The 25,968-nt window shown below is 47.0% G+C and carries 23 protein-coding genes; 12 read left to right on the top strand and 11 right to left on the bottom strand.

All coding sequences use genetic code 11. The annotated features are described in order from the left end of the window. The first annotated feature begins 192 nt into the window (after positions 1 to 192). A complete protein-coding gene (gene queG / locus Q1V85_RS08275; RefSeq protein WP_300598855.1) occupies positions 193 to 1,122 on the top strand; it encodes a tRNA epoxyqueuosine(34) reductase QueG in 930 nt (309 codons plus the stop codon). Between the two features lie 158 nt (positions 1,123 to 1,280). Here the strand turns inward: queG and Q1V85_RS08270 are convergent, their stop codons facing one another. The 3 genes from Q1V85_RS08270 to sppA form a co-directional block, all read right to left on the bottom strand. Beyond that, a complete protein-coding gene (locus Q1V85_RS08270) occupies positions 1,281 to 1,781 on the bottom strand; it encodes an SRPBCC family protein (RefSeq protein WP_300598854.1) in 501 nt (166 codons plus the stop codon). A 68-nt stretch (positions 1,782 to 1,849) separates the two neighbouring features. Beyond that, positions 1,850 to 2,938 carry an ABC transporter permease gene (locus Q1V85_RS08265; RefSeq protein WP_300598852.1) on the bottom strand — a complete coding sequence of 363 codons (1,089 nt, stop codon included), beginning with the start codon at positions 2,936 to 2,938 and terminating at the stop codon, positions 1,850 to 1,852. 119 nt (positions 2,939 to 3,057) lie between these two features. Further along, a complete protein-coding gene (gene sppA / locus Q1V85_RS08260) occupies positions 3,058 to 4,812 on the bottom strand; it encodes a signal peptide peptidase SppA (protein WP_300598850.1) in 1,755 nt (584 codons plus the stop codon). A 216-nt stretch (positions 4,813 to 5,028) separates the two neighbouring features. Here sppA and folK point away from each other — a divergent pair, with 216 nt between their 5' ends. The 5 genes from folK to Q1V85_RS08235 all read left to right on the top strand — a co-directional run bounded on the left by folK (position 5,029) and on the right by Q1V85_RS08235 (position 11,001). Beyond that, positions 5,029 to 5,508 carry a 2-amino-4-hydroxy-6-hydroxymethyldihydropteridine diphosphokinase gene (gene folK, locus Q1V85_RS08255; protein ID WP_300598848.1) on the top strand — a complete coding sequence of 160 codons (480 nt, stop codon included), beginning with the start codon at positions 5,029 to 5,031 and terminating at the stop codon, positions 5,506 to 5,508. A 35-nt stretch (positions 5,509 to 5,543) separates the two neighbouring features. Then, positions 5,544 to 6,179 carry a deoxynucleoside kinase gene (locus Q1V85_RS08250; protein ID WP_300598846.1) on the top strand — a complete coding sequence of 212 codons (636 nt, stop codon included), beginning with the start codon at positions 5,544 to 5,546 and terminating at the stop codon, positions 6,177 to 6,179. A 419-nt stretch (positions 6,180 to 6,598) separates the two neighbouring features. Continuing rightward, positions 6,599 to 7,861: an MFS transporter gene (locus tag Q1V85_RS08245; RefSeq protein ID WP_300598844.1), complete on the top strand. Its 1,263-nt coding sequence runs from the start codon at positions 6,599 to 6,601 to the stop codon at positions 7,859 to 7,861. An 837-nt stretch (positions 7,862 to 8,698) separates the two neighbouring features. Further along, complete coding sequence (locus Q1V85_RS08240) at positions 8,699 to 9,508, top strand: DUF1080 domain-containing protein (RefSeq protein ID WP_300598842.1); 810 nt, start codon at positions 8,699 to 8,701, stop codon at positions 9,506 to 9,508. A gap of 212 nt (positions 9,509 to 9,720) precedes the next feature. Beyond that, positions 9,721 to 11,001: a CinA family nicotinamide mononucleotide deamidase-related protein gene (locus Q1V85_RS08235; RefSeq protein ID WP_300598840.1), complete on the top strand. Its 1,281-nt coding sequence runs from the start codon at positions 9,721 to 9,723 to the stop codon at positions 10,999 to 11,001. Here Q1V85_RS08235 and Q1V85_RS08230 read toward each other — a convergent pair. From Q1V85_RS08230 to Q1V85_RS08220, 3 genes are all read right to left on the bottom strand, one after another. Further along, entirely contained in the window at positions 10,996 to 11,511 is a 516-nt protein-coding gene (locus Q1V85_RS08230) for a 5'(3')-deoxyribonucleotidase (RefSeq protein ID WP_300598838.1), read from the bottom strand. The genes Q1V85_RS08235 and Q1V85_RS08230 overlap by 6 nt on opposite strands. A 54-nt stretch (positions 11,512 to 11,565) precedes the next feature. Further along, positions 11,566 to 12,087 carry an N-acetyltransferase gene (locus Q1V85_RS08225; protein WP_300598836.1) on the bottom strand — a complete coding sequence of 174 codons (522 nt, stop codon included), beginning with the start codon at positions 12,085 to 12,087 and terminating at the stop codon, positions 11,566 to 11,568. 238 nt (positions 12,088 to 12,325) lie between these two features. Further along, positions 12,326 to 13,423 (bottom strand): DUF3810 domain-containing protein, encoded by a 1,098-nt coding sequence (locus Q1V85_RS08220; protein ID WP_300598834.1) that lies wholly within the window; start codon positions 13,421 to 13,423, stop codon positions 12,326 to 12,328. A 60-nt stretch (positions 13,424 to 13,483) separates the two neighbouring features. Here Q1V85_RS08220 and Q1V85_RS08215 point away from each other — a divergent pair, with 60 nt between their 5' ends. After that, positions 13,484 to 14,035: an N-acetyltransferase gene (locus tag Q1V85_RS08215; protein ID WP_300598832.1), complete on the top strand. Its 552-nt coding sequence runs from the start codon at positions 13,484 to 13,486 to the stop codon at positions 14,033 to 14,035. Here the strand turns inward: Q1V85_RS08215 and Q1V85_RS08210 are convergent. After that, on the bottom strand, positions 14,032 to 15,231 hold the full coding sequence (locus Q1V85_RS08210) for a M20 family metallopeptidase (RefSeq protein ID WP_300598831.1): 1,200 nt from the start codon (positions 15,229 to 15,231) through the stop codon (positions 14,032 to 14,034). The genes Q1V85_RS08215 and Q1V85_RS08210 overlap by 4 nt on opposite strands. A gap of 1,059 nt (positions 15,232 to 16,290) precedes the next feature. Here Q1V85_RS08210 and Q1V85_RS08205 point away from each other — a divergent pair. Next, on the top strand, positions 16,291 to 16,947 hold the full coding sequence (locus tag Q1V85_RS08205; RefSeq protein WP_300598829.1) for an HD domain-containing protein: 657 nt from the start codon (positions 16,291 to 16,293) through the stop codon (positions 16,945 to 16,947). Positions 16,948 to 16,969: 22 nt separating this feature from the next. Next, on the top strand, positions 16,970 to 18,115 hold the full coding sequence (locus Q1V85_RS08200; RefSeq protein WP_300598827.1) for a methionine aminotransferase: 1,146 nt from the start codon (positions 16,970 to 16,972) through the stop codon (positions 18,113 to 18,115). Between the two features lie 4 nt (positions 18,116 to 18,119). Here the strand turns inward: Q1V85_RS08200 and Q1V85_RS08195 are convergent, their stop codons facing one another. Both Q1V85_RS08195 and Q1V85_RS08190 read right to left on the bottom strand, forming a co-directional pair. Then, on the bottom strand, positions 18,120 to 18,617 hold the full coding sequence (locus Q1V85_RS08195; protein WP_300598825.1) for a hypothetical protein: 498 nt from the start codon (positions 18,615 to 18,617) through the stop codon (positions 18,120 to 18,122). A gap of 674 nt (positions 18,618 to 19,291) precedes the next feature. Beyond that, complete coding sequence (locus tag Q1V85_RS08190; protein ID WP_300598824.1) at positions 19,292 to 19,993, bottom strand: VIT family protein; 702 nt, start codon at positions 19,991 to 19,993, stop codon at positions 19,292 to 19,294. A 200-nt stretch (positions 19,994 to 20,193) separates the two neighbouring features. Here Q1V85_RS08190 and Q1V85_RS08185 point away from each other — a divergent pair, with 200 nt between their 5' ends. After that, positions 20,194 to 20,817, top strand: coding sequence for an FMN-binding negative transcriptional regulator (locus Q1V85_RS08185; protein ID WP_300598823.1), 624 nt, complete (start codon positions 20,194 to 20,196; stop codon positions 20,815 to 20,817). Then, a complete protein-coding gene (locus tag Q1V85_RS08180) occupies positions 20,814 to 21,593 on the top strand; it encodes a hypothetical protein (protein ID WP_300598822.1) in 780 nt (259 codons plus the stop codon). The genes Q1V85_RS08185 and Q1V85_RS08180 overlap by 4 nt, the downstream gene beginning before the upstream one ends. A 2-nt stretch (positions 21,594 to 21,595) precedes the next feature. On the opposite strand, the gene Q1V85_RS08175 is transcribed toward Q1V85_RS08180, so the two are convergent. After that, positions 21,596 to 22,777 carry an oxygenase MpaB family protein gene (locus tag Q1V85_RS08175; protein WP_300598820.1) on the bottom strand — a complete coding sequence of 394 codons (1,182 nt, stop codon included), beginning with the start codon at positions 22,775 to 22,777 and terminating at the stop codon, positions 21,596 to 21,598. 32 nt (positions 22,778 to 22,809) lie between these two features. Further along, positions 22,810 to 24,081 carry a nucleoside recognition domain-containing protein gene (locus Q1V85_RS08170; protein ID WP_300598819.1) on the bottom strand — a complete coding sequence of 424 codons (1,272 nt, stop codon included), beginning with the start codon at positions 24,079 to 24,081 and terminating at the stop codon, positions 22,810 to 22,812. Positions 24,082 to 24,351: 270 nt separating this feature from the next. Between Q1V85_RS08170 and ychF the strand changes: the two genes are divergently transcribed. After that, positions 24,352 to 25,449: a redox-regulated ATPase YchF gene (gene ychF / locus Q1V85_RS08165; RefSeq protein ID WP_300598817.1), complete on the top strand. Its 1,098-nt coding sequence runs from the start codon at positions 24,352 to 24,354 to the stop codon at positions 25,447 to 25,449. The last annotated feature ends 519 nt before the right edge of the window (positions 25,450 to 25,968 follow it).

Genomic DNA, 25,968 nt, shown 5'->3' with positions numbered 1-25,968 from the left:
GAAATTTTAGCAGGAACCATTCGCTGCAACAGCATTTCCTTTGAGATCCCTTGCCGGTTATCATTCTAATGTCCTGACATTTGAGAAGCAGAAGGCCGTCATCCGCCTGGAAACAACAGCGTTTGCTACATTCCTGTTTTTAGCCAGAACAAATTTACCGTTTAATTTAACGGAGCCCGTAATTTTACGCCGGTGAATCCGATTGAACAGCATACACAGCTTATTAAACAATACAGCAGGGAACTGGGCTTTGACTATTGTGGCATTGCAAAAGCCGTACAGCTGGATGAAGATGCGCGAAAGCTGGAACAATGGTTGTCAAAAGGCATGCATGGCCAGATGCAATACATGGAAAATCACTTTGACCTGCGGATCGACCCCACAAAGCTGGTTCCTGGTGCTCAATCGGTAATCACCCTGCTGATGAATTATTATCCGCCGCAATTACAGCAAACCGATGGCCCCCGGGTTTCAAAATATGCTTACGGACAGGATTATCATGAAGTGATCCGCGCCCGGTTGAATGCGCTGCTGCACCGTCTCCGGGTGCAGATCGGAGATATCAGCGGGCGGGGCTTTGTAGATTCTGCCCCTGTGCTGGAACGGACCTGGGCCCGGAGAAGCGGGTTGGGCTGGATCGGAAAGAACGGCAACCTGCTGGTAAAAGGGGCCGGATCGTTTTATTTTATTGCTACCCTTATTACCGACCTGCCACTGCAATATGATGATCCTTACACCAGGGATTTTTGCGGCAGCTGCACGAAATGCCTCGACGCTTGTCCAACCGGGGCCATCCTTCCCGGGAAAGTGGTAGACGGCAGCAAATGTATTTCTTATTTTACCATCGAATTAAAGGAAGCGCTGATACCGGATGCGGTAAAAGGACAGTTCCAGGATTGGGTATTTGGTTGTGATGCCTGCCAGGATGTATGCCCGTGGAACCGCTTCAGTAAGCCGCATCAGCAGGAAGTATTTATGCCCCTGCCGGAGATCCTGAATCTTTCTACCCGGGAATGGGAACAGTTTTCGGAAGAACAATTCCGGATAGTCTTCAAACATTCGCCGATCAAGCGAACAAAGCTTAAAGGCATTCAACGCAACCTGGAGTTTATTAAAAACTAAGCGATTTCTGCCACAAGGTGCTAAGGCACTAAGAAACATAGGAGGCGCGTATTCCGGGGTTTTGTAGTGGCCATGAAGGTACCAGGACGCCAAGAAACGTGAAGGATTTATTTCCATCCTTTGTGATAGTTTGTGTCTTCGGGTCTTTGTGGTTCCAGCTATTTGTGCATTTGCTCCTTTAGCTGCCTTAATCCCTGCTCCATGATGCGGCCATAGGAGCCATCCAGCAGCAGACCCGAAAAACGCTCCCAGGGATACCATTTAAAATCAAACTCCATATAGTTCTGAAGCGTCAATGAATCTGAATGGGCATAGCGGATGAGTTTCCAGCTATTGCGTACCGGCTGTGTGCCCTTCTTCATTTGAACGGTCACCAGCGAATCGGTGGTATTGATCACCTGCAGTTGTATATTCTTTACAGAGGCCCTGATTACCCGGCCGTTCTCCACTACAGCGTCCTTCAGTTCCAGCGTATCAAAACCCGGATACCAGTTTTTCCATTTAGCCAGGTCACTTACCTGGTTCAACACCGAATCATTCCCCGCATACAGGTTTACGGCTCTTGATACCCGCACATGTGAAGGCAACAAAAGTGTTACTCCGGTAATGGTCAATAAAAGGATCACCGCACTAAAAATCAAAAGCTTTATATACTTCATAGTTGATATTGGATTTGCCGGTTAGGATATGGTCGCCGGCCCTAACAGTTAATACATTTATACCTGGGTTATTCCCATCGCATGATCCGGGAAACGGTGAAATAAATCACCACGATCCAGATGCCCAGGTACCCCAGCTCCTTCCAGCAGTCGTACAGATGAAGTCCTTCGAACGATACTTTGCGCATAGCATTATTGAACTGCGTAAGCGGCAGCAGCTCACAAAGGCGCTGCATCCAGTTCGGGAATACCTCTACCGGGAAAAAAGTTCCGGAAAGCAGGATCTGCGGAAATCCAAAAACATTGATCATTAACGGGATGACCGTATCGTTTTTTGCAATGCTGCTGATGATCAGCCCTACCCCCATCAGCAGGAACAACATCACTACCGACAATAACAGCATCTCCACAAATGTAAGGGCCCCATGCACCAGGGTAAAGTGTAAGAAGAAATGACCAAACAGGATCAGTACCACTACGTTTATGAGCTGAAAGGAAAGACGGCTAACCCCGATACCGATCAGGATATTCAGCTTTTTTACCGGTGACGCATAAAAGCGTTTTAATACCAGCTGTTCCCGGAGGTTAAAAAAGATAAAGGCAATACCAAATAACGTAGCAAACAGTACGGAAAAGCCCAGCTGCCCGGGCAGCACAAAATCGATCGACCGGTATTTTTTTCCCGGCACGATCTCCGTTTGAATGGTATAGTTCTTTTTTATGTGTGCTGTGTTCAGCTGCATACGGAGTGCCGCATAATCAATGGTGCGTACCAATCCTGGTAAAGCCGCCATTCCTGCTTCGCTGGTCCGGATCAGCACTTTTGCACCGGCCGTGTCTGCTGCATTGCGGATCTGCAACACGGCATCGAGCTTTCCCTTAGCCAGGTCGGCGTTACGGGCAGCCGTATCTTTATAAGGCACTACTTTTATAAATCCGCTGCTTATAAGGCTGTCTAAAAATACACCGGAGGTATCGCCCACCGGGTCAATCGCCACACTTCTTGCAGCCGGTGGCCTGTCTGTAAATGCTCCAAAAATCAGGATAAATATGATCGGGAACAGCAAGCTAAAAAAAAGAGAAGATGGCTGGCTGAATATAGCCTTAAAACTTGCCTTGGTAATGGCCCAGAGAGCCCGTGACTGACGATACTTCATTTTTATTCGTTGATACCCGATTAATTTCAATATTTCCGTTTCCTATATGAGTCCAGTATTTCCCTTATCTGATCTCTCCCCATTGCCTCTTCACCATTCACTCTTCACCATTTCCCCGCTTACTGAACAAAAAATTCAAACGGCAGCCGGGCCTGCACACTGTTGGTCATTTGCTTTACCGATTTCAGCTGTTGATATACTTTTGCATATTCCGGTCCCAGCTCCTGCTTCACCATGGTTTCGGTGCTGCTGTTCTTATTAAAGCCCAGGATCCGTTCCAGCAAATTACCATACCGTGGGTATTCTTTTACTTCAAACTCTTTCAGGCCCGCCTTTTTTGCAGCCGCATTGATGGCATCCTGCAAACCGCCATAACTGTCCACCAGCCCAATCTCCTTGGCTCGCAGTCCTGTCCACACCCGCCCCTGGGCAATGCTTTCTATATAGGCAGTATCTCTTTTACGGCCTTCCGCCACCCGCTGTTTAAACTGCTCATACACCCGTTCGATGCTCCCCTGCACGATCTTTTTCTCCTGATCGGTCATCGGGTGGTCAATGGAACCTGCATTGGCCAATGGCCCTGTACTAACCCCGTCAAACGTTACCCCCAGTTTATTTTTCAGGAATGCGCTCATATCTGGTATCACGCCAAATACACCGATTGATCCGGTAAGCGTTCCGGGCAATGCAAAAATACTATCTGCCGCACAGGACATATAATAGCCGCCGGATGCCGCCACATCTCCAAAACTCACCATCAGCGGTTTCACCGCCCGGGCCAGTTTCATCTCCCGCCAGATATGATCACTGGCCAGCGCACTGCCGCCTCCTGAGTTCACCCGTACCACGATGGCCTTTATAGAAGGATCCAGGCGCGCTTTTCGCAACAAGTCTACATAAGCACCATCGCTGATCACACCTTCCTCTTCTTTACCATCAACAATATTCCCTGCGGCATAGATCAACGCTATTTTTTCGCCGCTGCCGCCCAGGTTTTTGTTTACCTGTGCATACTGCCCAATGCTTACAAAATTTATTTTATCGGTACTGTCTATTTTCAGCTGCCGTTTGATCTCAGTTTGTAATTCATCATCATAGCGAACCCCATCAATCAGTTTACGCTCTACAGCCTGCTGCGGCGTAACAATCACACCTTCGTTTGCCCATTGATGCAAAACGGCCGTATCCAGCTTTCGCTCTGCCGCCGTCTTTTGCAAAAGATCCGCATACAGATCATTCAGCCAAACGCTTGTTTGGAGTTGATTGGCCTCCGTCATTTTTTCTGCCCGCAACGGTTCTGTTGCGCTTTTAAATTTCCCGGCATAAAAGATCTGCGGGTTAATCTGCAGCCGGTCCAGGGCGCCTTTCAAAAACAGGTAGTTTACCCGGTAGCCAACCCATTCAAAATCCCCTGATGGGCTTACATACACTTTATTGGCAATATTTGCCACGGCATAAGCCTTCTGGGTCATGGTATTTCCAAAGGCGATGATCTCTTTTCCTGAACTTTTAAAATCTGCCAGCGCGGTCCGGATCTCGTCGCTGGATGCAAACCCGTTTGCATTTCCGTTCGCCTCCAGGTAAATCACCTTGATCCGGTCGTCTGTTTTAGCCTTTTTTATCAGCCGGATCACATCATATAAGGTAGGCGTTTCTTCCAATGATTTTGCCTGTACGATTGACTGCATATCTTTGGATGAGATTTCTGTAAAAGGCGCTCCCAGGTTAATTTTCAGCACCGACGGATCGGCAATGACCGGAATGGAGCTGGAAACCGCACTGCTGGCCATTCCCATAAAAAAGAAAAAGATGATGGCACAAAAAACGAGGAGCGCCAGGAAGGAGGCCAGGAATATTTTAAAAAAGGAACGCATTATAGTTAATTTTAAAACGGATCTTCTTTTGATGAGATGTCAAAATTAAAGATATTTGACGTGCAGGAATGCAGAACATTTTTATTAACCGCAGAGAACAGGAGAAACAGAGCTAATGCCAGGCGGTGGCAATACAGCGCTGTGGGAGCTCAGCCGTTATGCTGCTCCACGGTAGAAAAGGCAGCACACAAAAATATTATCGTTTATATATTCAGGATGAACCGGATATTTTTATTAATAGGAGGAAATCTGGGCGATCGTACTGCCCATTTGGAACAAGCCCGTGCATTGATTGAACGGCATATTGGTACCATAGAGAAAACGTCGGCCATCTATGAAACCGCAGCATGGGGACTGGTGCATCAGCCGGATTTTTACAACCAGGCCCTGCAGGTTTCTACGGCATTGCAGCCGGAGCCGCTGATGCAAATGATTTTAAAGATCGAATCCGGTATGGGCCGGGTCCGGAACGAACGGTATGGACCCCGGGTGATTGATATCGATATTTTATTATACAATGACCTTGTTTGCGCGTTGCCCCAGGTAACCCTTCCCCATCCCCGGATGCAGGAACGCCGGTTTGTGCTGGCACCGCTGGATGAAATCGCCCCCGAACTGCAACATCCGGTGCTGCACCAAACCATCCGGCAATTGCTTGCCACGGTAAGCGACGATTCCGCCGTAAAAAAAATATAAGGTTTCAAAATTGTGCTTACTTTGCAGCCGGTTACATGCAGTACGATTTTATTACCATCGAAGGAAATATTGGAGCGGGGAAAACAACCCTTGCTACGGCATTGAGCAAAACATACAATGCGCGCCTGGTGCTGGAAGAATTTGCCGACAATCCTTTTCTGCCAAAATTTTATGAAAATCCGCAGCAGTTTGCCTTTCCCCTGGAGCTATTTTTTATGGCCGAACGGTACAAGCAATTACAGGAGCTGCTGGTGCAAAAAAACATGTTCCAGCAATTAACGATCAGCGACTACCTGTTTACCAAATCCCTGCTCTTTGCCCGGGTTACACTTTCGGATGACGAATACAAGCTTTACCAGCGCCTGTTTGAAATCGTGCAGCAGCAACTGATACAACCGCAGTTGCTGATTTACCTGCACGCTCCTGTAAGAAAGCTACAGGAAAACATTAAAAAAAGACAACGCAGCTACGAGCAAAAAATCCCCGACGAATACCTGCAACGTATCCAGGAAACCTATCTGCAATATATTAAACAACTTCCCCTGCCGATTTTATTTGTAGATGCTTCGCGAGCCGATTTCATTACCAACCAGGTTCACCTGGACATCATCCGTGCAGCGCTCGAAAAGCCCTATACTGCTGGGTTACATCCCATCTCGCTGGAGCCCTGAACAGCCGGCTATCAGCTGTTAGTCTTCAGTGATCAGTTATCAGCCATCAGTTATCAGTTGTGATGTCAGGCGAAGATGTTTGTTTCTTGCTTTTGGGATTTTTTGGGGATCTTGCCTTTTGAGATTTGTAATTTGGATCTTGTTTTTTTGACCCTTTAGAATTTGGTATTTAATATTTTAGAATTTATTCCAGGTCAGGAGCTTTCAGTTATCAGCCATTAGTTATCAGTTATCAGTGTCATGCGATGAGGTCTGTCTCTCTCTTGGAATTTTTTTGGATCTTGTCTTTTGAGATTTGTAATTTGGATCTTGCTTTTTGCCCTTTAGAATTTAGCATTTAGTATTTAGAATTACACACCCGGTTTTTAGCACCGATTACCAGGTATTAATTGTAAACCTTCCGTACCTTTGTCCCCTCCATGGAAGATGAACAACAACCTGTTGTCCAGGTAACCGATGATCCTTTTGCAGCAGTACGCATTCCTGAATACCGGAACTTAATGACCGGGCGCTTTTTATTTGTATGCGCCATGCGCATGATTACCACCGTTGTAGGCTGGTGGATTTACAAACTTACCAAAGATCCCGCGGCCATTGGGTTAATCGGGCTTTCGGAAGTCATTCCCGCATTTATGCTGGCTCTGTATTCCGGACATAAGGTAGATGTGAGCGACAAAAAGAAACTATTACTGCAATCGATCACCGGGTACTTCCTCGCAGCCTGTTTTCTCTTATTTCTTTCTACCAGCGCGGCCGGGCATTCCTTTCATATCCGGCACATCACCTGGTTTATTTATGGCACATTCTTCTTCACGGGTATACTTCGCTCCTTTGCCGGTCCTTCCTTAAACTCAATGATCGCCACGATTGTACCCAGGCACCTGCTTCAGAACGCCACTACCTGGAACCAGGGCACCTGGCTTTCTGCTTCAGTTACCGGGCATGCCGTGGGCGGCTTCCTGATTGCGCTGGCCGGTATCACCAACACCTTTATTGTAATTGCGGTTCTTATTTTCCTGGCCCTGCTGGCCCTTACCCGGCTAAAGCCCAAACCGCCTTTTAAAGGCAATGTTGAAAAGAAAACATGGGAAAGTGTAGAGGAAGGCCTGCGTTTTGTATTCCGCACCAAGGCGCTGCTGGCAGCCATGGCACTGGATATGTTTGCCGTGCTTTTTGGCGGAGCCGTGGCCATGATCCCCGTTTTTGCCTCCGATATTCTAAAGATCGGGCCCATGGGTTATGGCTGGCTGAACGCCGCTGCAGACATAGGGTCCATCATTATTGTACTAACCCTCACCTTCTCCCCCATGAAAAAGGCCCAGGGTAAAAAGATGCTGATCGCCGTTGCCGGTTATGGCATCTGTATCATTTTATTCGGGTTATCCAAATGGTTCCTGCTTTCGTTCTTTGCATTACTGGTCTCCGGTATCCTCGACGGTATCAGTGTAGTAGTAAGAGGCACTGTGATGCAATTATTAACGCCGGATCATATGCGCGGCCGGGTAAGCAGTGTCAGCAGCATGTTTGTTACCAGCAGTAATGAACTGGGACAGTTTGAAAGTGGCATGATGTCGCGGGTAATGGGCGTTATCCCTTCCGTAATTTTTGGCGGTGGCATGACGCTGATCGTAGTGGCCGCAGCCTGGCTGAAAACACCTACCTTAAGAAAGTTTGAGTACTGATTTTTTTTAGGTACCCAGCGGCAGTACTGCTATCAGCTTTACTTGTGTCACTCACTTGAGCCCCGGTGCACTGCTCGGCATTGCGTTCCGGCTTCAGGTTGGGTTGCGTTTGATGCCCGATGAGAAAAGGCAAATCTGTGCCCCCGGACGTAATCGACTGAAAACTGATTACTGACGACTGAAAGCTGTTTCAAGTTTCAGGTTTAAGGTTTCACGTTGGAGCCATTTCATGCTCGGTGATCTGTTCCTGCACTTCCACATTTCCACATTTTCACATTTCGTATTCAATATTTTACATTCCTGCAGAACGCCACGCGGTATACCGGCTAAAGAAAAATCTCCAGGCAAGCACCGTCGCTTCATTTTCACATTTCCACATTTTCACATTCCTAAAAAAGGAAAAGCTTTAAAGTTCCAGCTAGATCCATTTGACACCTGATGCAAGAAGACAAACTTATAATCCCGGGCGTAATCGGCTGAAGGCTGAAAACTGATCACTGAAAGCTGTTTAAAGAAAGAATCCCGAAGCATAACGGCCTCTTCATTTTCAAATTTTCAAATCTTCACATTTTCACATTCCTAAAGAAGGAAAAGCTTTAAAGTTCCAGCTAGATCCATTTGACACCTGATGCAAGAAGACAAACTTATAATCCCGGGCGTAATCGGCTAAAGGCTGAAAACTGATCACTGAAAGCTGTTTAAAGAAAGAATCCCGAAGCTGTAACGGCAGCTTCATTTTCAAATTTCCACATTTTCACATTTTCACATTATACCCGGCTACCAGAAAACCGTCCCTGCTTCTTTTATACAATTCCCTATCTTTATCCAACCCAATTTATGTTTTCCAGACATTACATACCCGCACTTTTATTTTTCATGGCCGTTGTTGTCATTTTCAATGGTTGTACCGGTACGCATAACTCCACTTCAAAGGATGGCTGGGAGTCGCTGTTCAATGGTAAAAACCTTAACAACTGGATCGTAAAGATCCATCATCATGAAACCGGCGACAATTATGCCAATACATTCCGCGTAGAAGACGGCATGATCAAAGTGCGGTATGATGGTTATGATCATTTTAACGAGCGTTATGGTCACCTTTATTATAAAACACCCCTGTCTCATTATCACCTGAAATTTGAATACCGCTTTCTTCCGCAATCCGAATGGAGAACCGATGCGCCGGAATATACGATTGAAAACAGCGGTATCATGTATCACTCCCAGGACCCGCGTACAATGCCTAAAGAGCAGGACTGGCCCATCTCTATTGAAATGCAGTTACTGGCCGGACTGGCAGATGGCCAGCCAAGAACAACCGGCAACATGTGCTCACCGGGTACGCATATTTTTTACCAGGGCAAACTGGATACCCGGCATTGCATCAACTCTTCTTCCAAAACATTCCCGCCCGGCGTTTGGGTAAAAGGCGAACTGATCGTACACGGCGATTCGCTGATCACCCATATTATCGAAGGGGATACCGTAATGCAATATTCAAAACCCCAGATCGGAGGCCCCGTGGTAAACCGGTATGCACCCGATCAGAAGATCGATGGCAAAGCCCTTACCTCCGGCTATATTGCCCTGCAAAGCGAAGGCCAGCCGATCGACTTCAGGAATATTCAATTAAAAAAATTAAAATAAGGCCGGTCAAACAGGCAGCATATCCGGTCAAACCGGACCGCCATCATCATCCAGGCCAGGGTCGTTCTCTTCATCCCGACCGCAGTGGAGGGATCTCTGCGGCAACTCCCAAACCTGAGTCCTCAGAGCAGCACCATGCCCTTTCCATTCAAACTGTTTCAGCCCGGTAACGGAAGAATAAGGATATTTGCAAACTAAATGCATGGAAATTTATGAATGCGTCCATTATTACAATCGGAGATGAGTTACTGATCGGCCAAACCATCGATACCAACAGCGCTTTTATTGCACAGGAATTTAATAAAAAGGGGATCTGGGTTAAAAGACGGGTAGCCGTGGGCGATGTAGCGGAAGACATTGAAAAGGCACTGGATGAAGAATCCAAAGAGGCGCAGATCGTTATTCTTACCGGTGGACTGGGACCAACGGCCGATGATATTACCAAACCACTTTTGAACAATTATTTCGGGGGTAAAATGGTGCTTGACCCGGATGTGGCCAGGCACATCGAATACCTGTTCCGGGAAGTATACCGCCGGCCCGGCCCCATTGCCGAACGCAACAAAAAGCAGGCAGAGGTACCAGATGTAGCAAAAGTATTACACAATGCCCGCGGATCGGCACCCGGTATGTGGTTTGAAAAAAATGTGAATGGCCGGAATGTGGTCTTCGTTTCATTACCGGGTGTACCACACGAAATGAAAGGGTTGTTGATAGAAGCAGTGATTCCCCGGCTGCTGAAACATTTTAAATTTCCGTTTATCATACACCGTACGGCTTTTACAGCAGGTATGGGTGAATCGATGGTGGCCGAACGGCTGCTGGATTTTGAAGCAGCCCTGCCCAGGCATATAAAACTGGCCTATCTGCCCAGCTATGGTGTTGTAAAACTCCGGCTTACGGCGCAGGGGCAGCAGGAGGAACAACTTACCGAACAAATAAATTTCCAGTTTGGCCAGATGACGGCCCTGCTCGATGATATCGTTGTTTCAAAAGAAGATGAGCCCATTGAAAAAGTAATCGGCCATCTGCTGCTGCAACAGCAAAAAACAATGGCTACCGCCGAAAGCTGCACCGGTGGCAACGTTGCACACTGGATCACCCGCGTACCCGGTGCATCCGCTTATTACAACGGAAGCATTGTTTCTTATTCCAACCTTATTAAAGAAGCGCTCTTAGAAGTACCGGCTGAAACCCTTCGTATGCAGGGCGCGGTGAGCAGCGAAACCGTGGAGGCCATGGTAAAGGGCGCTTTAAAGCAACTGGGTACTGATTATGCGGTTGCCACTTCCGGCATTGCCGGGCCGGATGGAGGTACCCCTAACAAACCGGTGGGCACAATCTGGATCGCTGCAGGAAACCAGGACCGGGTGGTTACCAAACTGCTGCAACTCCGGTTTGACCGTGAACAAAACATCGAGATCACTACCATGCAGACACTTTTATTATTGCGCCGGGTAATTTTGGGCCTGGAGGCCGATCCGGCTTTATAGCAAAACCAGCCGTACCTCCTGCCAGTTTGCTACGCGCTGATGTTTGCCGGCGTCTCTTTGCATGTTGTGTGGCTGGGAATACAACAGGGTTTTACCACCAAAATGATCCAGGTTCTTAAAGTGATCATCCAGCATAATATCGCCCTGAACGATCTTCTTGGAACCACAGAGCACCAGTTGCTCCCAGATAAGAAAGGGAAAATGTTGTTGCAGCCATTGATATTTTTCATAAAGGCTTAGGGGAAATTCCATAGCCGAAGAAACGATATACAGATCATATTGCTGGTTTAGCTGCTGCATTACTTCCACGCTATCCGGTATTACCGGCGCTTCCAGGAAAAAGCCGGGCGTGTTTACATAGGTCCGTACATTTTTAAAGGCTTCCCGTTCTGTTTTCCCGATAATTGCGGCTTCGTCCTGCTCAATACCCAGGTCTAACCGCTCATATTTCCTGAACTGGCTATATACATCAGCCAGCACTCCATCCATGTCTACAATCAAACGTTTCATATATATACTTTTCCCGAAGCATTACATTTTGGCAACATCAGCGCACTGCGTTGGTTAAACCGCTTCAAATTCTTTTGCATAAACCACAATACCGGATACCATTTTCAAACCGCACTCTACCAGTTCCACTGCCATAAAAGCCTCATCCGGCACATCAAACGGGGCCTGTATATTCCAGCGCGAAGCGGGTTGAAAACCAAATTTCGGATAGTAGGTCTCATGTCCCAATACAATTACAGAAAGATAACCAATTTCCCGGGCCTTATGCAACCCCGCCCGGATCAGCGCTGCACCGATCCCCTGCCGCTGAAAGGAGCTGCGGACAGCTATGGGCGCCAGCGCCAGGCTTTCAAAACGATGATTGAAACTGTCAATAATCTTTATTTTGGTAAAAAGCACATGCCCAACGATCGTGCCGTCCATTTCCGCTACCAGCGAAAGTTCCGGAACAAAAGCACTGCTGTTTCTGAGAAGGTCTACCAGGTTCGCTTCATCTGCCCTTCCAAAAGCTTCTTCATTTACTTCCGAAATGGCCGTTGCATCTGCACTGTGCTCTTCCCGAATCAATACGTCCATTGATCTGAAATTTTACCAAATTTAAGAAACGAAGCGCGTAATAGCGGCAGGTTAGAAAATCTTTGCGAAATTTTAGAACTACGAAATAATTCCGGGTTTACACAAGTGATGCCTTATTCATATATGCTGCGCCAGACAAATGCAGATACTTGTTATTGCGTTATTTGAGTCTGCATAAACGTTAAAACACTGCCTTTAACATTTATTAAACTTTTTCAACACCGGTAATTACCAAACATTATATAGCATCCTTGCCATATTTTTTGTACCAGGCCACCAGCCAGTATACCACTTCATCGTATGCATATTTTCCTGCGGGCTGGTTGTTAATCTTCAGGTAATTGGCATACAGCCAGCTGACAACCGTTTCTACTTTGCCCTGGTACTTTTCATAAAAAGCGCGATAGGCCGCCATATCCCGTTGCACCTGCGGGTGAAGGGTACTGTCGTATTGTTTTACCTTCGTTGAATCGGCCATATATAACATGCCCTGGGCATACGCATACATTACAAAATCGGTTGCATACTGAAAATGAATAGAAGGATGTTGCCGGCTGGTCAAAAAGCTCAGGAAATTGGCTTCACTTTCCATTCCATAACCCGCCTGATGCCCTATTTCATGAGTAACTACAGAAGGCAACAGGAAGTCTGGAATGGTAGTATTTACCTGCGCCTCCCCGGAAAATGGATTGTAATAACCCTGCACGCCTGTATAGTTCATCAGCCTGCCAAAAAGCGAGGACTTTACCGATACCGGCCGGCTGTCTAAAAAGGGATATCTTTTCCGGGTAAGGCGATACGCTTCTTCTGCCTGTTTAAAAAGATATTCCTGGTTGGTAAGCGAATCCCGGTCCTGTATCCGCAATAAGGTTATATCATGATTAATGCGGGTATGCAGCAGCTGCACCAGCGTATCCATATCCTGTGTGGTTATGTTTTTCTCAGGAAGATCAAACTGAACAGCAATACCCTGCCGGCTGTAGTTCAACCCCCAGGCGGCATAAAAAACCACATAAAGCAATAACACCGCAAAAGCCAGTTTCCGGAAACCGGCGGCCCACCGTATGGGCTGTTTGCGCCGGTTAAAGAACCGTTTAATGCCGCGGGCAGCGATGAACAGGATATAAAAGATCAGGACTGCATAAAAAACATCCCCGATGCTAAAAGGCAGCCATCCAAAAAGGAACCGCAATGTTTTTGAAATGCCCATATAAAGGCCACGTGTGTACCAGGTTTCCACAAAACCGGGAAACAGGGAAACCAGTTTAATAACGAGTGCTGTTATTCCCAGCAATACCCAGGTCCTGTGCGTACGTATCCAAGCCAGCCATTTCATAAAAACAAATGTATCATATTAAATGAATGATCATACCCTGCCGCTTTATTAATTTTGGGTATGAAAATCGATCCGGTTATTGTAACCCTAAAGAACCAGGTTAGCATTACCATCAGAGCCGCCATAAAAACAGATGCCGAGGGCTTGCTGGAAGCCGGCTGGCGTTATCTGCAGGAAAGTCCCTATCTGATCACTACCGTTAATGAATTTAACTTTACAAAATCACAGGAACAGGCCTGGATCCGCTCGTTGAACGAAAGCGACAACAGCTTGCTGTTGGTGGCCGTATACAATCACAAAATCATTGGAAATCTTCAGCTGCGCGGGGAACCCCGTAGTAAGATACGGCACAATGCCCTGCTGGGAATTGCCATCCGGAAACAATGGCAATCGATCGGCCTGGGAACCGCGCTGATCGGTACCGCTGTAAACTGGGCCCAGCGCAAGGGCATATTGAAAACCATCTGGCTGCATGTACATGCCACCAATGAACCGGGCATCGCCCTTTATCAAAAAATGGGATTCAGGGAAACCGGTCGGCAATCGCATTATATAAAAGAACCGGATGGACGGTTTACCGATAATATACTGATGGGATTGTTACTGGATTAAGCATTCGAAGCATTTTCCAGCCACCGGAGGGCCCCATAGGCCATTAACCCCATTCCCAGCTCCAGCGCTTCTTCATCGATATTAAAGGTGGGCGTATGTAAGGCCGAACAGATATCAAGGCCTTCATTGCGCACGCCAAGCAGATAGAAAAATGATGGCAGTTCCTGGCTATAATAAGCAAAATCTTCAGAGGCCATCCAGATATCCTGGGGAAGGACCTGCTCCGGGCCCGCATATTCCTCAAAATAGGTACGCATTTGTTCCCCCAGGACTTCATCATTCTTTAAATGCGGGTATCCCCTGCGAATCTCGATCTCGCATCGCCCTCCCATGCCAGATACCAGGGTCTGCGCCAGTTCTTTTATACGGCGATGAGCCTCTGTTCGCCAGGACTCATCCAGGGTACGGAACGTACCTTCAATAAGCACCATATCCGGAATGATATTGATGGCGCCGTCTGCTTTTAATTTTCCAAAAGACAAAACGGTAGGCATCAGCGGCGGCGCATTGCGGCTCACCACCTGTTGCAATGCCTGCAGCAGCGAGCAGGTGATCATCACCGGATCCACCCCTTTATGTGGTTCTGCGCCATGGCCGCCTTTTCCGTATACTTCTATTTTTATTTCATCCATCGATGCCATAAACAAACCGGTACGCATTCCGATCTTTCCTGCCGGAATCGCCGGCATCACATGCTGCCCCAACACCACATCCGCCTGGGGATCGGTTAATCCACCTTCTTCAATCACCTGCTTTGCCCCGCCCGGCAGCAATTCCTCTCCCGGCTGAAAGATCAGTTTAACGGTTCCTGAAAAATCGGCCTTCATCGATTCCAGGATGCGCGCCACACCCAACAGGGACGCGGTATGCGCGTCATGTCCGCAAGCGTGCATCACCCCATCATGCACCGACCGGTACGCCACCGCATTCGCCTCTGTAATGGGTAATGCATCGATATCGGCCCGCAAAGCAATTACTTTATCAGAAGATCCCGCTCCTTTTATAACCGCCAGCACACCCGTTCCTGCAATGGGCTTCCAGGGGATGTTCATCCTGTCCAGTGCTTCTTTTATAAATGCCGAAGTCCGGAACTCCTTAAAGGAAAGCTCCGGATGCTGGTGCAGGTGTCTCCGGAAGCCGGTTACTTCCTCTTTGATCGCCGCGGCGGCGGCATGTACCTTTCTTTTCAGATCCATAATGCGATAGCGTATTTATGCGTTGTAGCGGATATCCTGGCAAAGCAGTAAAATTAACACACCCGCTTTAAATTACAGGGGAAAACGTCTTTAAATTATTTACATCCACCAATGATGATGATTCCGGGGATAATGCTCCTGAAAATTTCGAGAACATGGCTCATGTCACCCCTTCGGGGTTTAAATCGCCCAATGATTCGAAGCTAGTATCCTTGCATCCCTTCGGGATTGAGGAGGTGATGATTCCTTAAACTTAGTGTGTTTGTGCTGGTATAAAGAGAATGCATCTGAATTATTATTCCATTGACAGCAGCTATAAATCATTTCATAGCAGGTTATCCGTAAGAGATGAAACAGGTAAATCCCGAAGGGATGATCTGATTATAACAACTAGATCTGGAGATCAGGAACCCCGAAGGGGTGACATGCATCATTGAGTATGGGGTGTACCAATTTTTGCAGTGTTGTATGTCACCCCTTCGGGGTTTAAATCACCCAATGATTCGATGCTGGTATCCTTGCATCCCTTCGGGATTGAAGAAAGCTGCTAGTACATAAATACTGCATATTTGTCCTGGTTTTAATAAGGAGCTCATCTGAGTTATTATATCACTATCAAACAGCTACCGATCATTTCTGCTCTTCAGGATTCAGCAGGAAAGACCAATGATTGATCCATAAGAGGTGCAACAGGTAAATCCTGAAGGGATGACATGATTATAACACAGCTAAGCCCCGGGGACCAGGAACCCCGAAGGGGTGACATGAATCATCGGAGTAAGGGGTGTGCCAATTTTTACAGTGTTGTATGTCACCCCTTCGGGGTTTAAAACCCTTCCAATCACCCGATGCTATTAGTATTGCATCCCTTTGGGATTATGAAAGCACAATAATACAGGACATCAGATTTCGCCAGGAAAGGCCGGCGAACATCTGCGTAAAACACAGCGGTATCTGCGGTCAAAGTCATCACCAGCCACTCCGGACACTTAATTAAAATACCGGCCCTGCGTGCGCTTATGCCGAAATAAATATCTTTGTTCCGGAATCTTTATCAGCATGACAGCACACAATGAGATAATTGAAAAGACGCTTGTTTTTGTTCAGCAGCAGCTACAGGGTGCAGAGGCCGGGCACGACTGGTTTCATATTGAGCGGGTTTGGAAAACTGCCAAACATATTGCAGCACAGGAAACATCCAACCTCCTGGTGGTGGAGTTGGGAGCTTTGCTGCATGATATCGCCGACGCTAAATTTCATAACGGTGATGAGACCCTGGGTCCGCGTATTGCCCGGCAATTCCTGGAAAAAGAACAGGTGGCCGAACCGGTTATTACCGCAGTGGAAAATATTATCCGCCATATTTCCTTTAAAGGAAGCTATACATCAGAAAACTATAAAACCATTGAGCTGGACATTGTGCAGGATGCGGACAGGCTGGATGCACTGGGCGCTATCGGCATTGCCCGGGCTTTTAATTATGGGGGGTATAAGAACCGGAAATTATACGACCCGGCCATAAAACCGGCGCATTATACCACAAAAGAACAATACAAAAACAACGAGGCCCCCACTATCAATCATTTTTATGAAAAATTGTTTTTATTAAAAGACAAGATGAACACGGCAACCGGCAAACAAATGGCCGAAGACCGGCACAGGTTTATGGAAACCTTTGTGGAACAATTTTACCAGGAATGGAATGGCTTAAACTAATCCGGTCCTATAACGTATAAACATGAAAATGATTCCTAAACATACAGCTGCTGCGCTCAATATCTTCACCACTATGTCGTCACTGGCCCGGAAAGAAAATGCCTACAATCTTTCACAGGGTCTGCCCGATTTTCCGGTGTTCCCGGCACTAAGTGATTTACTAAAGGAGGCGACAACAGCAGGCTTCAACCAGTATGCCCCAATGCCAGGACTGACGGAACTGCGGGAAAATATTGCGGCCGTTTTTAACAACAGGCACCAAACAGATTATTGCAGTCCGGACACCGTCACTGTTACGCCGGGCGCTACCTACGGCATCTTTACCGCGCTGACAACGGTACTGAATAAAGGGGATGAAGTCATTTACCTGGAACCGGCTTTTGACTGTTATGTGCCGGCCATCGAAATTAACGGGGGCATTCCGGTTTGTATACAGCTCGATGAACAGAAAAACTTCGAGATCGACTGGCAGCAGATCAGGGATGCCATTACGGAAAGAACGAAAGCCATTATCATTAACACACCGCATAACCCAACCGGAAGGGTATGGACCTCTGCCGACTGGGATCAACTGGCTTCGATCATTGGCGAACGGGAGATCTATGTTATATCGGATGAGGTTTATGATACCATCGTGTATGACGGACAGCTACACCTTCCGGGATTTCTTCAAAAAGGCCTGGAAGGGAAAGTGCTGTCGGTATATTCCTTTGGGAAAATGTATCATATTACCGGCTGGAAGGTTGGCTTCTTAATCGCAGCCCCGGCACTCACCGAAGCCTTCCGTTCCATTCACCAGTACCTGAGCTTTAGTGTAAACACACCGGCCCAATACGCGCTGGCAAAATATCTTTTATTGCCTGACCAGGAGCCCGCTTCAGTAATGCTGCAAACCAAACGCGATCTGCTGATTCAAAGGATGCAGCTTTCCCGGTTTCAGCTGAAAGCCCCGTCAAAAGGCACCTATTTTCAACTATTCGATTATAGCGCCATCAGCGATATGGATGATATTGCGTTTGCCCGCTGGCTCGCAACAGAACATAAAGTAGCCACTATTCCATTAAGTGCCTTTTACCGGAAGCCTCCGGGGATCCGGCAGGTACGGTTGAGCTTTGCCAAGAACGATGATATACTGGAAGCGGCGACTGAAATCCTTTGTAGCTTATAAAACATTACCGGCTGTTATACCGGATCTGGTTAGTCTGGCAAAAGGATTCAAATTGAGTCCGGATATTTTTCCATTGTTTGGGAGTAAATTTACAAACCACTTTATTTTCCCTGTCAAACACCAGGGTATACTTAAACCGCATCTGGTTGAAAGTTTTAACGCGCACCCCCGAAATAGTGGTTGTTACCTTATCTTCATTTTCATACTTTTCAGCAAACGCATCAATCGCCTGTAAGAAACGGTATGTCTCCGCCGCATTCCCTTTGAAATACGTAACTTCATAAGCGCCCGTATCCCAGCTGTCGTGATAAAGCTGGTATCCCCAAAGCGAAAATGTGTCGGTCTTTTCCTGACCCGGTTGCTTCTCCAGTTGTTTCCAGTAAGAAAGATAGGTCATTTGTATCCTGCCCGTAAATACCGGTTCCAGTTTATATACCTGTGAAAATAAAGCAGTGGAACAAAACATCCACAACAGGAAAAGCATTAATTTTTTCATAGACATCTGGTTGCTTATTTTAGTAATACACAAAAATAGCCGGAAGCATACCCGCAACCGAACCCATAGGTTTGAATTAGGAAAAGATTAACCCCTGCCCCGGGGGAATAGTGAATGGTCAATAAATTCTGTATACAGGAAACCAAAAAACAAGAACCAAATTTCAAATATCAAAAGACAAGATCCCAAAAATCCAAAAGAAAGAGACAGACCTCATCGCATGACACTGATAACTGATAACTGATGGCTGATAACTGAAGGCTCCTGACCTGGAATAAATTCTAAAATATTAAATACCAAATTCTAAAGGGTCAAAAAACAAGAACCAAATCACAAATATCAAAAGACAAGATCCAAAAAAATTCCAAGAGAGAGAGAGAGAGAGAGAGAGACAGACCTCATCGCATGACATCACAACTGATAACTGATGGCTGAAAACTGAAAGCTCCTGACCTGGAATAAATTCTAAATATTAAATACCAAATTCTAAAGGGTCAAAAAAACAAGATCCAAATCACAAATATCAAAAGACAAGATCCAAAAAAAAAATCAAAATATTAAACCCTAAATTCTAAAGCGCCAGGAATAAAAATCAAAGATCAAAAGACAAAACCTCAAACAGGACCGGATCATCTGATAGCTACCTGCTAATTGCTATTCCTCCCTGGCAAACCAGTCTCCTATCCCGTTTGCACCCCAAACAAATAACCCACCAGCGCGGTAGCGCCCATGGCCACCGTACCCCAGAAACAAACCCTCAGGATTCCTTTTATGATACTGGATCCACCGGCCCGGGCAGCTATCATACCGGCAATGGCGAGGAACACAATGGAGCTTAGATATTCGCTAACCACCATGTATTTAACCGGCGCAAAAATAGCCACCACCAGGGGCAGCACACCACCGGCAATAAAGGAAGCTCCGGAAGCGATTGCCGCCTGAAACGGACGGGCCTGCGTCATTTCATTGATGCCCAGCTCATCCTTGGCGTGGGCCTCCAATGCATTGTGCGCCGTAAGTGCCTGGGCTACCTCCATGGATAGTTCCGGAGACAGTCCGCGGCCCTCATATATTTTCGCCAGTTCTTTTAGCTCCACATCCGGCATGGTTGCCAACTCTTTTTCTTCCCTTTTCAGATCAGCGGTTTCAATGTCCGACTGCGAGCTTACAGACACATATTCACCCGCCGCCATAGAAAAGGCACCGGCCACAATACCTGCCAGCGCCGCCAGTACAATCGGATTGCGTAGATCGGTGGCCGCAGCAATACCGATCACCAGGCTCGATGTAGACAGGATGCCATCGTTGGCGCCCAGCACCGCAGCCCGCAGCCATCCGCTCCGGTTAATATAATGCACTTCTAAATAGTGTTCCCTTTCCATGGTAAAGATTTAAGGCGTTTAAAATACAGGGGGCTGTTATCCGGTAGCTCCTGCTTTTTGAAGAATTGTTACATGCATTGCTAAATTAATCATTTCTCCGGCATCCTCCCAACAGATCCATATTCAAAGAAAGCGGTTAACTTTGATGAGCTGGTATTCAGCAACAGGATTCGATCCATGCAAAACAACTTTTTATAATTGTGTATATTCCTTCGATCAATCGCATGACCAACAATGAAGAGATCCGCTCCTTTATAGAACGGTTTTCATTCGGAACGATTGTTACAACAGCCGCGGAGGCGCTCCCCATCGCCACGCACCTGCCTTTCCTTATGAAACAGGAAAATGATTCACTGGTATTGATTGCTCATTTCGCCAAAGCCAATCCTCAGTGGAAACAGATTGAAAACAATGGACAGGTGCTGGTGATCTTCCAGGAACCGCATGCCTATATCTCGCCGTTTCACTATGAAAAGGAACTCAATGTACCTACCTGGAATTATATAGCCGTTCATGTTTACGGCCAGGGATCCCTGATTACAGAACAGGATGCCGTCTTTGAAATACTGGACCAGACCGTTGCGCAGTATGAACAGGCTTATAAAACCCGGTATGATCAGCTTCCGCCAGACTTTAAACTTAAAATGAGCCAGGGCATTGTGGCGTTTAAAATCCGGGCTACCGAAATCCAGGCCAAGCAAAAGCTGAGTCAGAACAAAACAACAGCCGAACAGGAAAAGATCATTCATACCCTTGCCCAAAGCCAGGACAGCAATGAGCGCTATATTGCAGCATACATGCAAAAAAATCAGCAGCCGTTATGACGGGTTATCATGCCCGCATAACAAAGAGCATCTCTTTATTGATTCCGGCGGCACTGTTTTCTTTTGTAACGGGCTGTTTTCGTCCGCCCATGACACCGGTATACGCATTACAGGATCCCTGTGCAGAAACGAAAGCCATCGCAGAAAAAGCCACGCTTTTTTCAAAACACATGATGTACCGTGCTGCATTGGCAGCGATCACCAGGGCTGCGATCGATCAAAAGGAGCATGCCATATCCTTTGGCCTTGCCTCCAACGACAGCATCATACATTCGGCGATCAGTAACGGCACAGTGAATACGGCCCTTGTTCCCTCTATCACCCATCGTTTTGCAGACCTGCATAATCATCCGGAAAACCGTCCGCCATCCAGTGGTGATCTGTATCATTTTATTGACCAGGCAATGGCCAATAATGAAACGTATCAAAAATTTATCGTACTACCCAACGGCACGCAGTACGCCCTGGTGCTTGTCAGCGCACAGGCTGCCAGGGTCTTTAACACCCGCTTTCCCAGAACCCGGGGCATTCGGGATACCATCGCCCAAATACAATACCAGCCTACCTTCCCTAAGTTATTAATTGATGAAATCAATCAATTGAAAGGTTGGGGCGGAGCTACAGAAGAAGCTGCAATGGCGTATATACTTCAAAAATATCATACCGGTGTTGCATTATTAAAAAGAGACAGCGATGGCAGCTTCAAAAAAGTATATACCGTCGAACAGCAAAAGGACGGAACCCGGGCTTATACTGCCTGCACCTGCCTTAACTGATATTAGAACCGTTTATATTTCAGGTAAATTTCCAGCGCCCGGGCCTGGCGTGCTCCTCCCTCCCGGATAGCTTTTTCACGAAACTCCGGTTGGTGCATCTTCCGCTCCAGCCTTCTAAGGCGCCACAAGAAAAAGTAGGCGATATTTCCAACCACCGGCCTGGGAATCTGTAGCAAACTACAGGAATAGCCCCCCAGGAAGAAATGATTGTAAAACAGGTGCAACTGCTGCATCAGCCTGCGCGCCCATATCGATTTCGGAAAGCCGGAAGTTACGGTTTCACTGATCAGCGCCTGCGCCAGGGCCACCGAATCGGCATCACCTTTCGACTGGGTCATGGTCCAGTAGTAGAGGGCTTCGATCGCTTCCGGTTCGTTCTCCGGCAACAGTTCCAGGGGAATGCCTAGAAGGTATCCGATATATTTCCACAAATGAAAAAGGCCTTCCGTTTCTTCAGCAGAGGGCCGGAATCCCATACGCCGCAGACCGGTAAGAAAAACCAGTGAAAAGCCCAGTTGTGTAGCCAGCATATCCCAGGTATTCAGCGGCACACCCCATTGCGCTGTATCCCAATCTGTTTTTTCAAGGATGTTTACACGGGAATACGAATGAATAAGGCGGGTACTAAGCACCTGGAACAATCCACGTCCGCCATTCTTAAAGGCTCCGGAACGGGTAATGCTGATCCAGAAAAGCGTTGTTTCAGTGAGCCGTTTCGCAGCACCTTTTTTTAGCGCCCCGGTGTAGATCAGTGGCTTATTGATAGCTGCAGATTCATAGCCGCCCATTAAACAATAATTGCGCAATACCAGCAAACCGGGAATGCCGGAGCGCTGACTTAATTCAATGCCCTTATCTATTTTATCATGATCCAGCCAGGAGGGATTGATTTCAAAAGTATTGAAGAAAGTACCCAGGATAAGCGAAGCTTTCCTGCTTATGTTGTCGTTCCGCAGATAGGCTTCCAACTCCGCATGCGCTGCTGCAAACCCCACCTGGTTATAAAGCTGGTGTACCACGGCATCTCCGGCCCGGTCCCATTCCAGCAGGTATCGTTTAAGGGAGTCTGCATTCCGGATATCGGGTGTATATCCTAATTGCTGCAATAATAAACGCCCTGCTCCTTTTTTCCAGTAATGATCAAAGGACGTCGTATTAACCTGGTAACGGGAAGGCGTTTCCATAAAAACTTAAAACAGGGAAGCAGGCGAAAAGTTTAAGCAAAAAACAAATAACTGATACCGATGGCCGTTATGATACCAGCCAGGTCGGCCAGCAACATGGTGCCGATGGAATACCGTGTATTTTTAATCCCCACGGCACCAAAATAAACCGCCACTACATAAAACGTGGTGTCGGCAGCGCCCTGGAATACGCCCGAAAGCTTACTGGCAAAAGAATCCGGACCAAAAGTGGTCATGGTACTTACCATCATTCCCCGGGCCGCGCCTCCGCTAAGCGGACGGATCAATGCGGTGGGCAGGGCATCTACAAAACGGGTATCTGCTCCCATGGCATGAAATACATATTTCATCCCGTTTATGACCATGTCAAAAGTTCCGCTGGTACGCAGCATACTTACAGCAACCAGGATACCCAGGATATAAGGAATGATCTTTATCGCCGTATCAAAACCGCCCCTGGCCCCATCGATGAACGAACTGAATACATCGATTTTTTTATATACGCCTCCCAATACGATCAGTATAAACACCAGCAGGATCAGTCCATTGCTCAGGACGCCGGAAAAGGATTGGATCGAAGCGGCATTTAAAGAAGATACATAAAGCACCAGGGCCACCACGGCTGCCGATATGCCCAACAGCCAGGCCAGGATCACCGGTTGAAAGAGATTCACTTTTTGCCGGAATGAAACAATGATCAGGGCTACCAGCGTTCCCACAAAGGTCACGATCATACAGGGAATAAATACATCGGTAGGGTCAGAAGCGTTTTGAGCCGCCCGGATAGCGATAACACTCACCGGTATTAAATTAAAGCCTGCCGCATGTAAACAAAGGAACATGATCTGGGCATTGGAGGCTACTTCTTTATTCGGGTTCAGTTCCTGCAGACTATCCATTGCTTTAAGGCCGAAGGGTGTTGCCGCATTATCCAGTCCCAGGAAATTGGCCGAAAAATTCATCACCATATGTCCCATGGCCGGATGATCTTTGGGTACGTCCGGAAAGATCTTTGAAAAAAAGGGACCAATGATGCGGGATAAAAACCGGATCCCCCCGGCTTTTTCCGCGATGCTCATAAAACCCATAAAAAGACAGAGGACCCCGATCAGTTTCAGACAGATCTCCACAGCAACCCAGCAGGTTTCAATAACCCCATCCAGCTTTAGCGGGTTGGCGGGGTCGCTGGCCTTGCCACTGATCATGTAGCTGAAAAGCTGTGTTTCTCCCAGAAAAAAGCACTTGAAGGCGGCAACCAGAATAGCGATAATGATAAATGCCGACCAGATCCTGCTCAATGCCATAATGCGTCAGATTATGATTTTAAATCGAAAGCGGGAAGTTAGGCTTTATTTGAGAATTGCGCCGGAGAATTTGTACCTTTGCGGCCGGAAAATTGAGATCCAAAGATCCAAAGATCCAAAGATCCAAAGATCCAAAGATCCAAAGATCCAAGATCCAAAGATCCAAAGATCCAAAGATCGAAGGCCGGGTTTGAAATTTGGAACCTGGGTTTTGGAATTTGAGATTTAGAATTTAGTATTTCGTATTTGTAATTTGAATTTTATCGCATAATGGCATTACAGGCAGGCATCGTGGGATTACCCAACGTAGGAAAATCAACGTTATTTAACGCAGTTAGCAACAGTGCAAAAGCACAGGCAAGCAATTACCGCTTTTGTACCATCGAGCCCAATGTGGGTCTTGTAAACGTACCTGATGAGCGGCTGAGCGTACTTACGGAGCTGGTACAACCGGAGCGGGTTGTGCCTACGCAGATCGAAATCGTTGATATCGCCGGACTCGTGCGGGGTGCCAGCAAGGGCGAAGGGCTGGGCAATAAATTCCTGGCCAATATCCGTGAAGTAGATGCTATTATTCATGTGATCCGCTGTTTTGAGGATGAGAATATTTTGCGGGATGAAGGGGCTATTAACCCCGTGGGTGATAAAGAAATTATTGATACGGAATTACAGTTAAAAGACCTGGACAGCGTGGAAAAGCAGATCCAGAAAAAAGAAAAGCAGGCCAAAACTGATCCGAAGGCAAAAGTGGAGCTGGAAGTGCTGCTGCAATGCAAGGCACACCTGGAGCAGGGAAAAAGCATTCGTTCCCTGGACCTGAGCAAAGAAGAAAAGGAAACTGTTGCCGACCTTTTCCTGCTTACTGACAAGCCGGTTTTATATGTTGCAAACGTGGATGAACCTTCTATGCACACCGGTAATAAATTTTCAGAAGCATTGAAAGCATCCATTGTGAGCGAAAATGCGGAAATGATCGTGATGAATAATTCGATTGAAGCGCAGATCTCTGAAATGGAGGATCCGGATGACAAGGCGCTGTTTATGGATGAATATAAAATGACGGAACCCGCCCTGGATCGCCTGATCCGTTCGGCCTACAAATTACTGGGACTAAATACCTATTTCACTGCGGGCGTGCAGGAAGTGCGCGCCTGGACCTTCCACAACGGGTGGAAAGCGCCTCAATGTGCCGGTGTGATCCATACCGATTTTGAAAAAGGGTTCATCAAAGCCGAAGTGATCGCTTACAATGACTTTGTGCAATACAAGTCCGAAGCAGGAGCCCGTGATGCAGGAAAGCTTCGTATTGAAGGAAAAGAGTACCCGGTGAAAGACGGCGACATCATGCATTTCCGGTTTAACGTATAATTTTTATAGCCCAGGCGATGGCACTTATGGTGGCGGTCATGTACCTGTCCGCCGCGGAGGATCGCACACTTCTGCAGCGGTGCAGGGTGTTTCCTTATAACGCCTGCATACAGTTGCGTGGCTCGTTTTCGTTATAATCATGTCATCCCTTCGGGATTTACCTGTTTCATCTCCTACGGATCTATCACCTGCTATGAAATGATTTATAGCTGCTGATTATGGAATAATATTCAGATGCATTTTCCTCTTTATACCAGAACAAACGCGCTGAGTTTAAGGAATCATTACTTTCTCAATCCCGAAGGGATGCAATGATTCTAGCATCGAATCATTGAGGTTTTAAACCCCGAAGGGGTGATATACAACATTGCAAAAATTGGCACAACCCCAACTCCGATGATTCATATCACCCCTTCGGGGTTCCTGATCTCCGGGGTCTAGTTGTTATAATCATGTCATCCCTTCGGGATTTACCTATTTTACATCTTACGGATCAATCATCGGTTTTCACGTGGATTC

Origin of the sequence: Niabella sp. (assembly GCF_030150205.1) — a bacterium.
GTDB lineage: Bacteria > Bacteroidota > Bacteroidia > Chitinophagales > Chitinophagaceae > Niabella.
The sequence above is the reverse complement of the archived record's forward strand: the minus strand, read 5'-3'. Positions and strand labels throughout refer to the sequence as shown.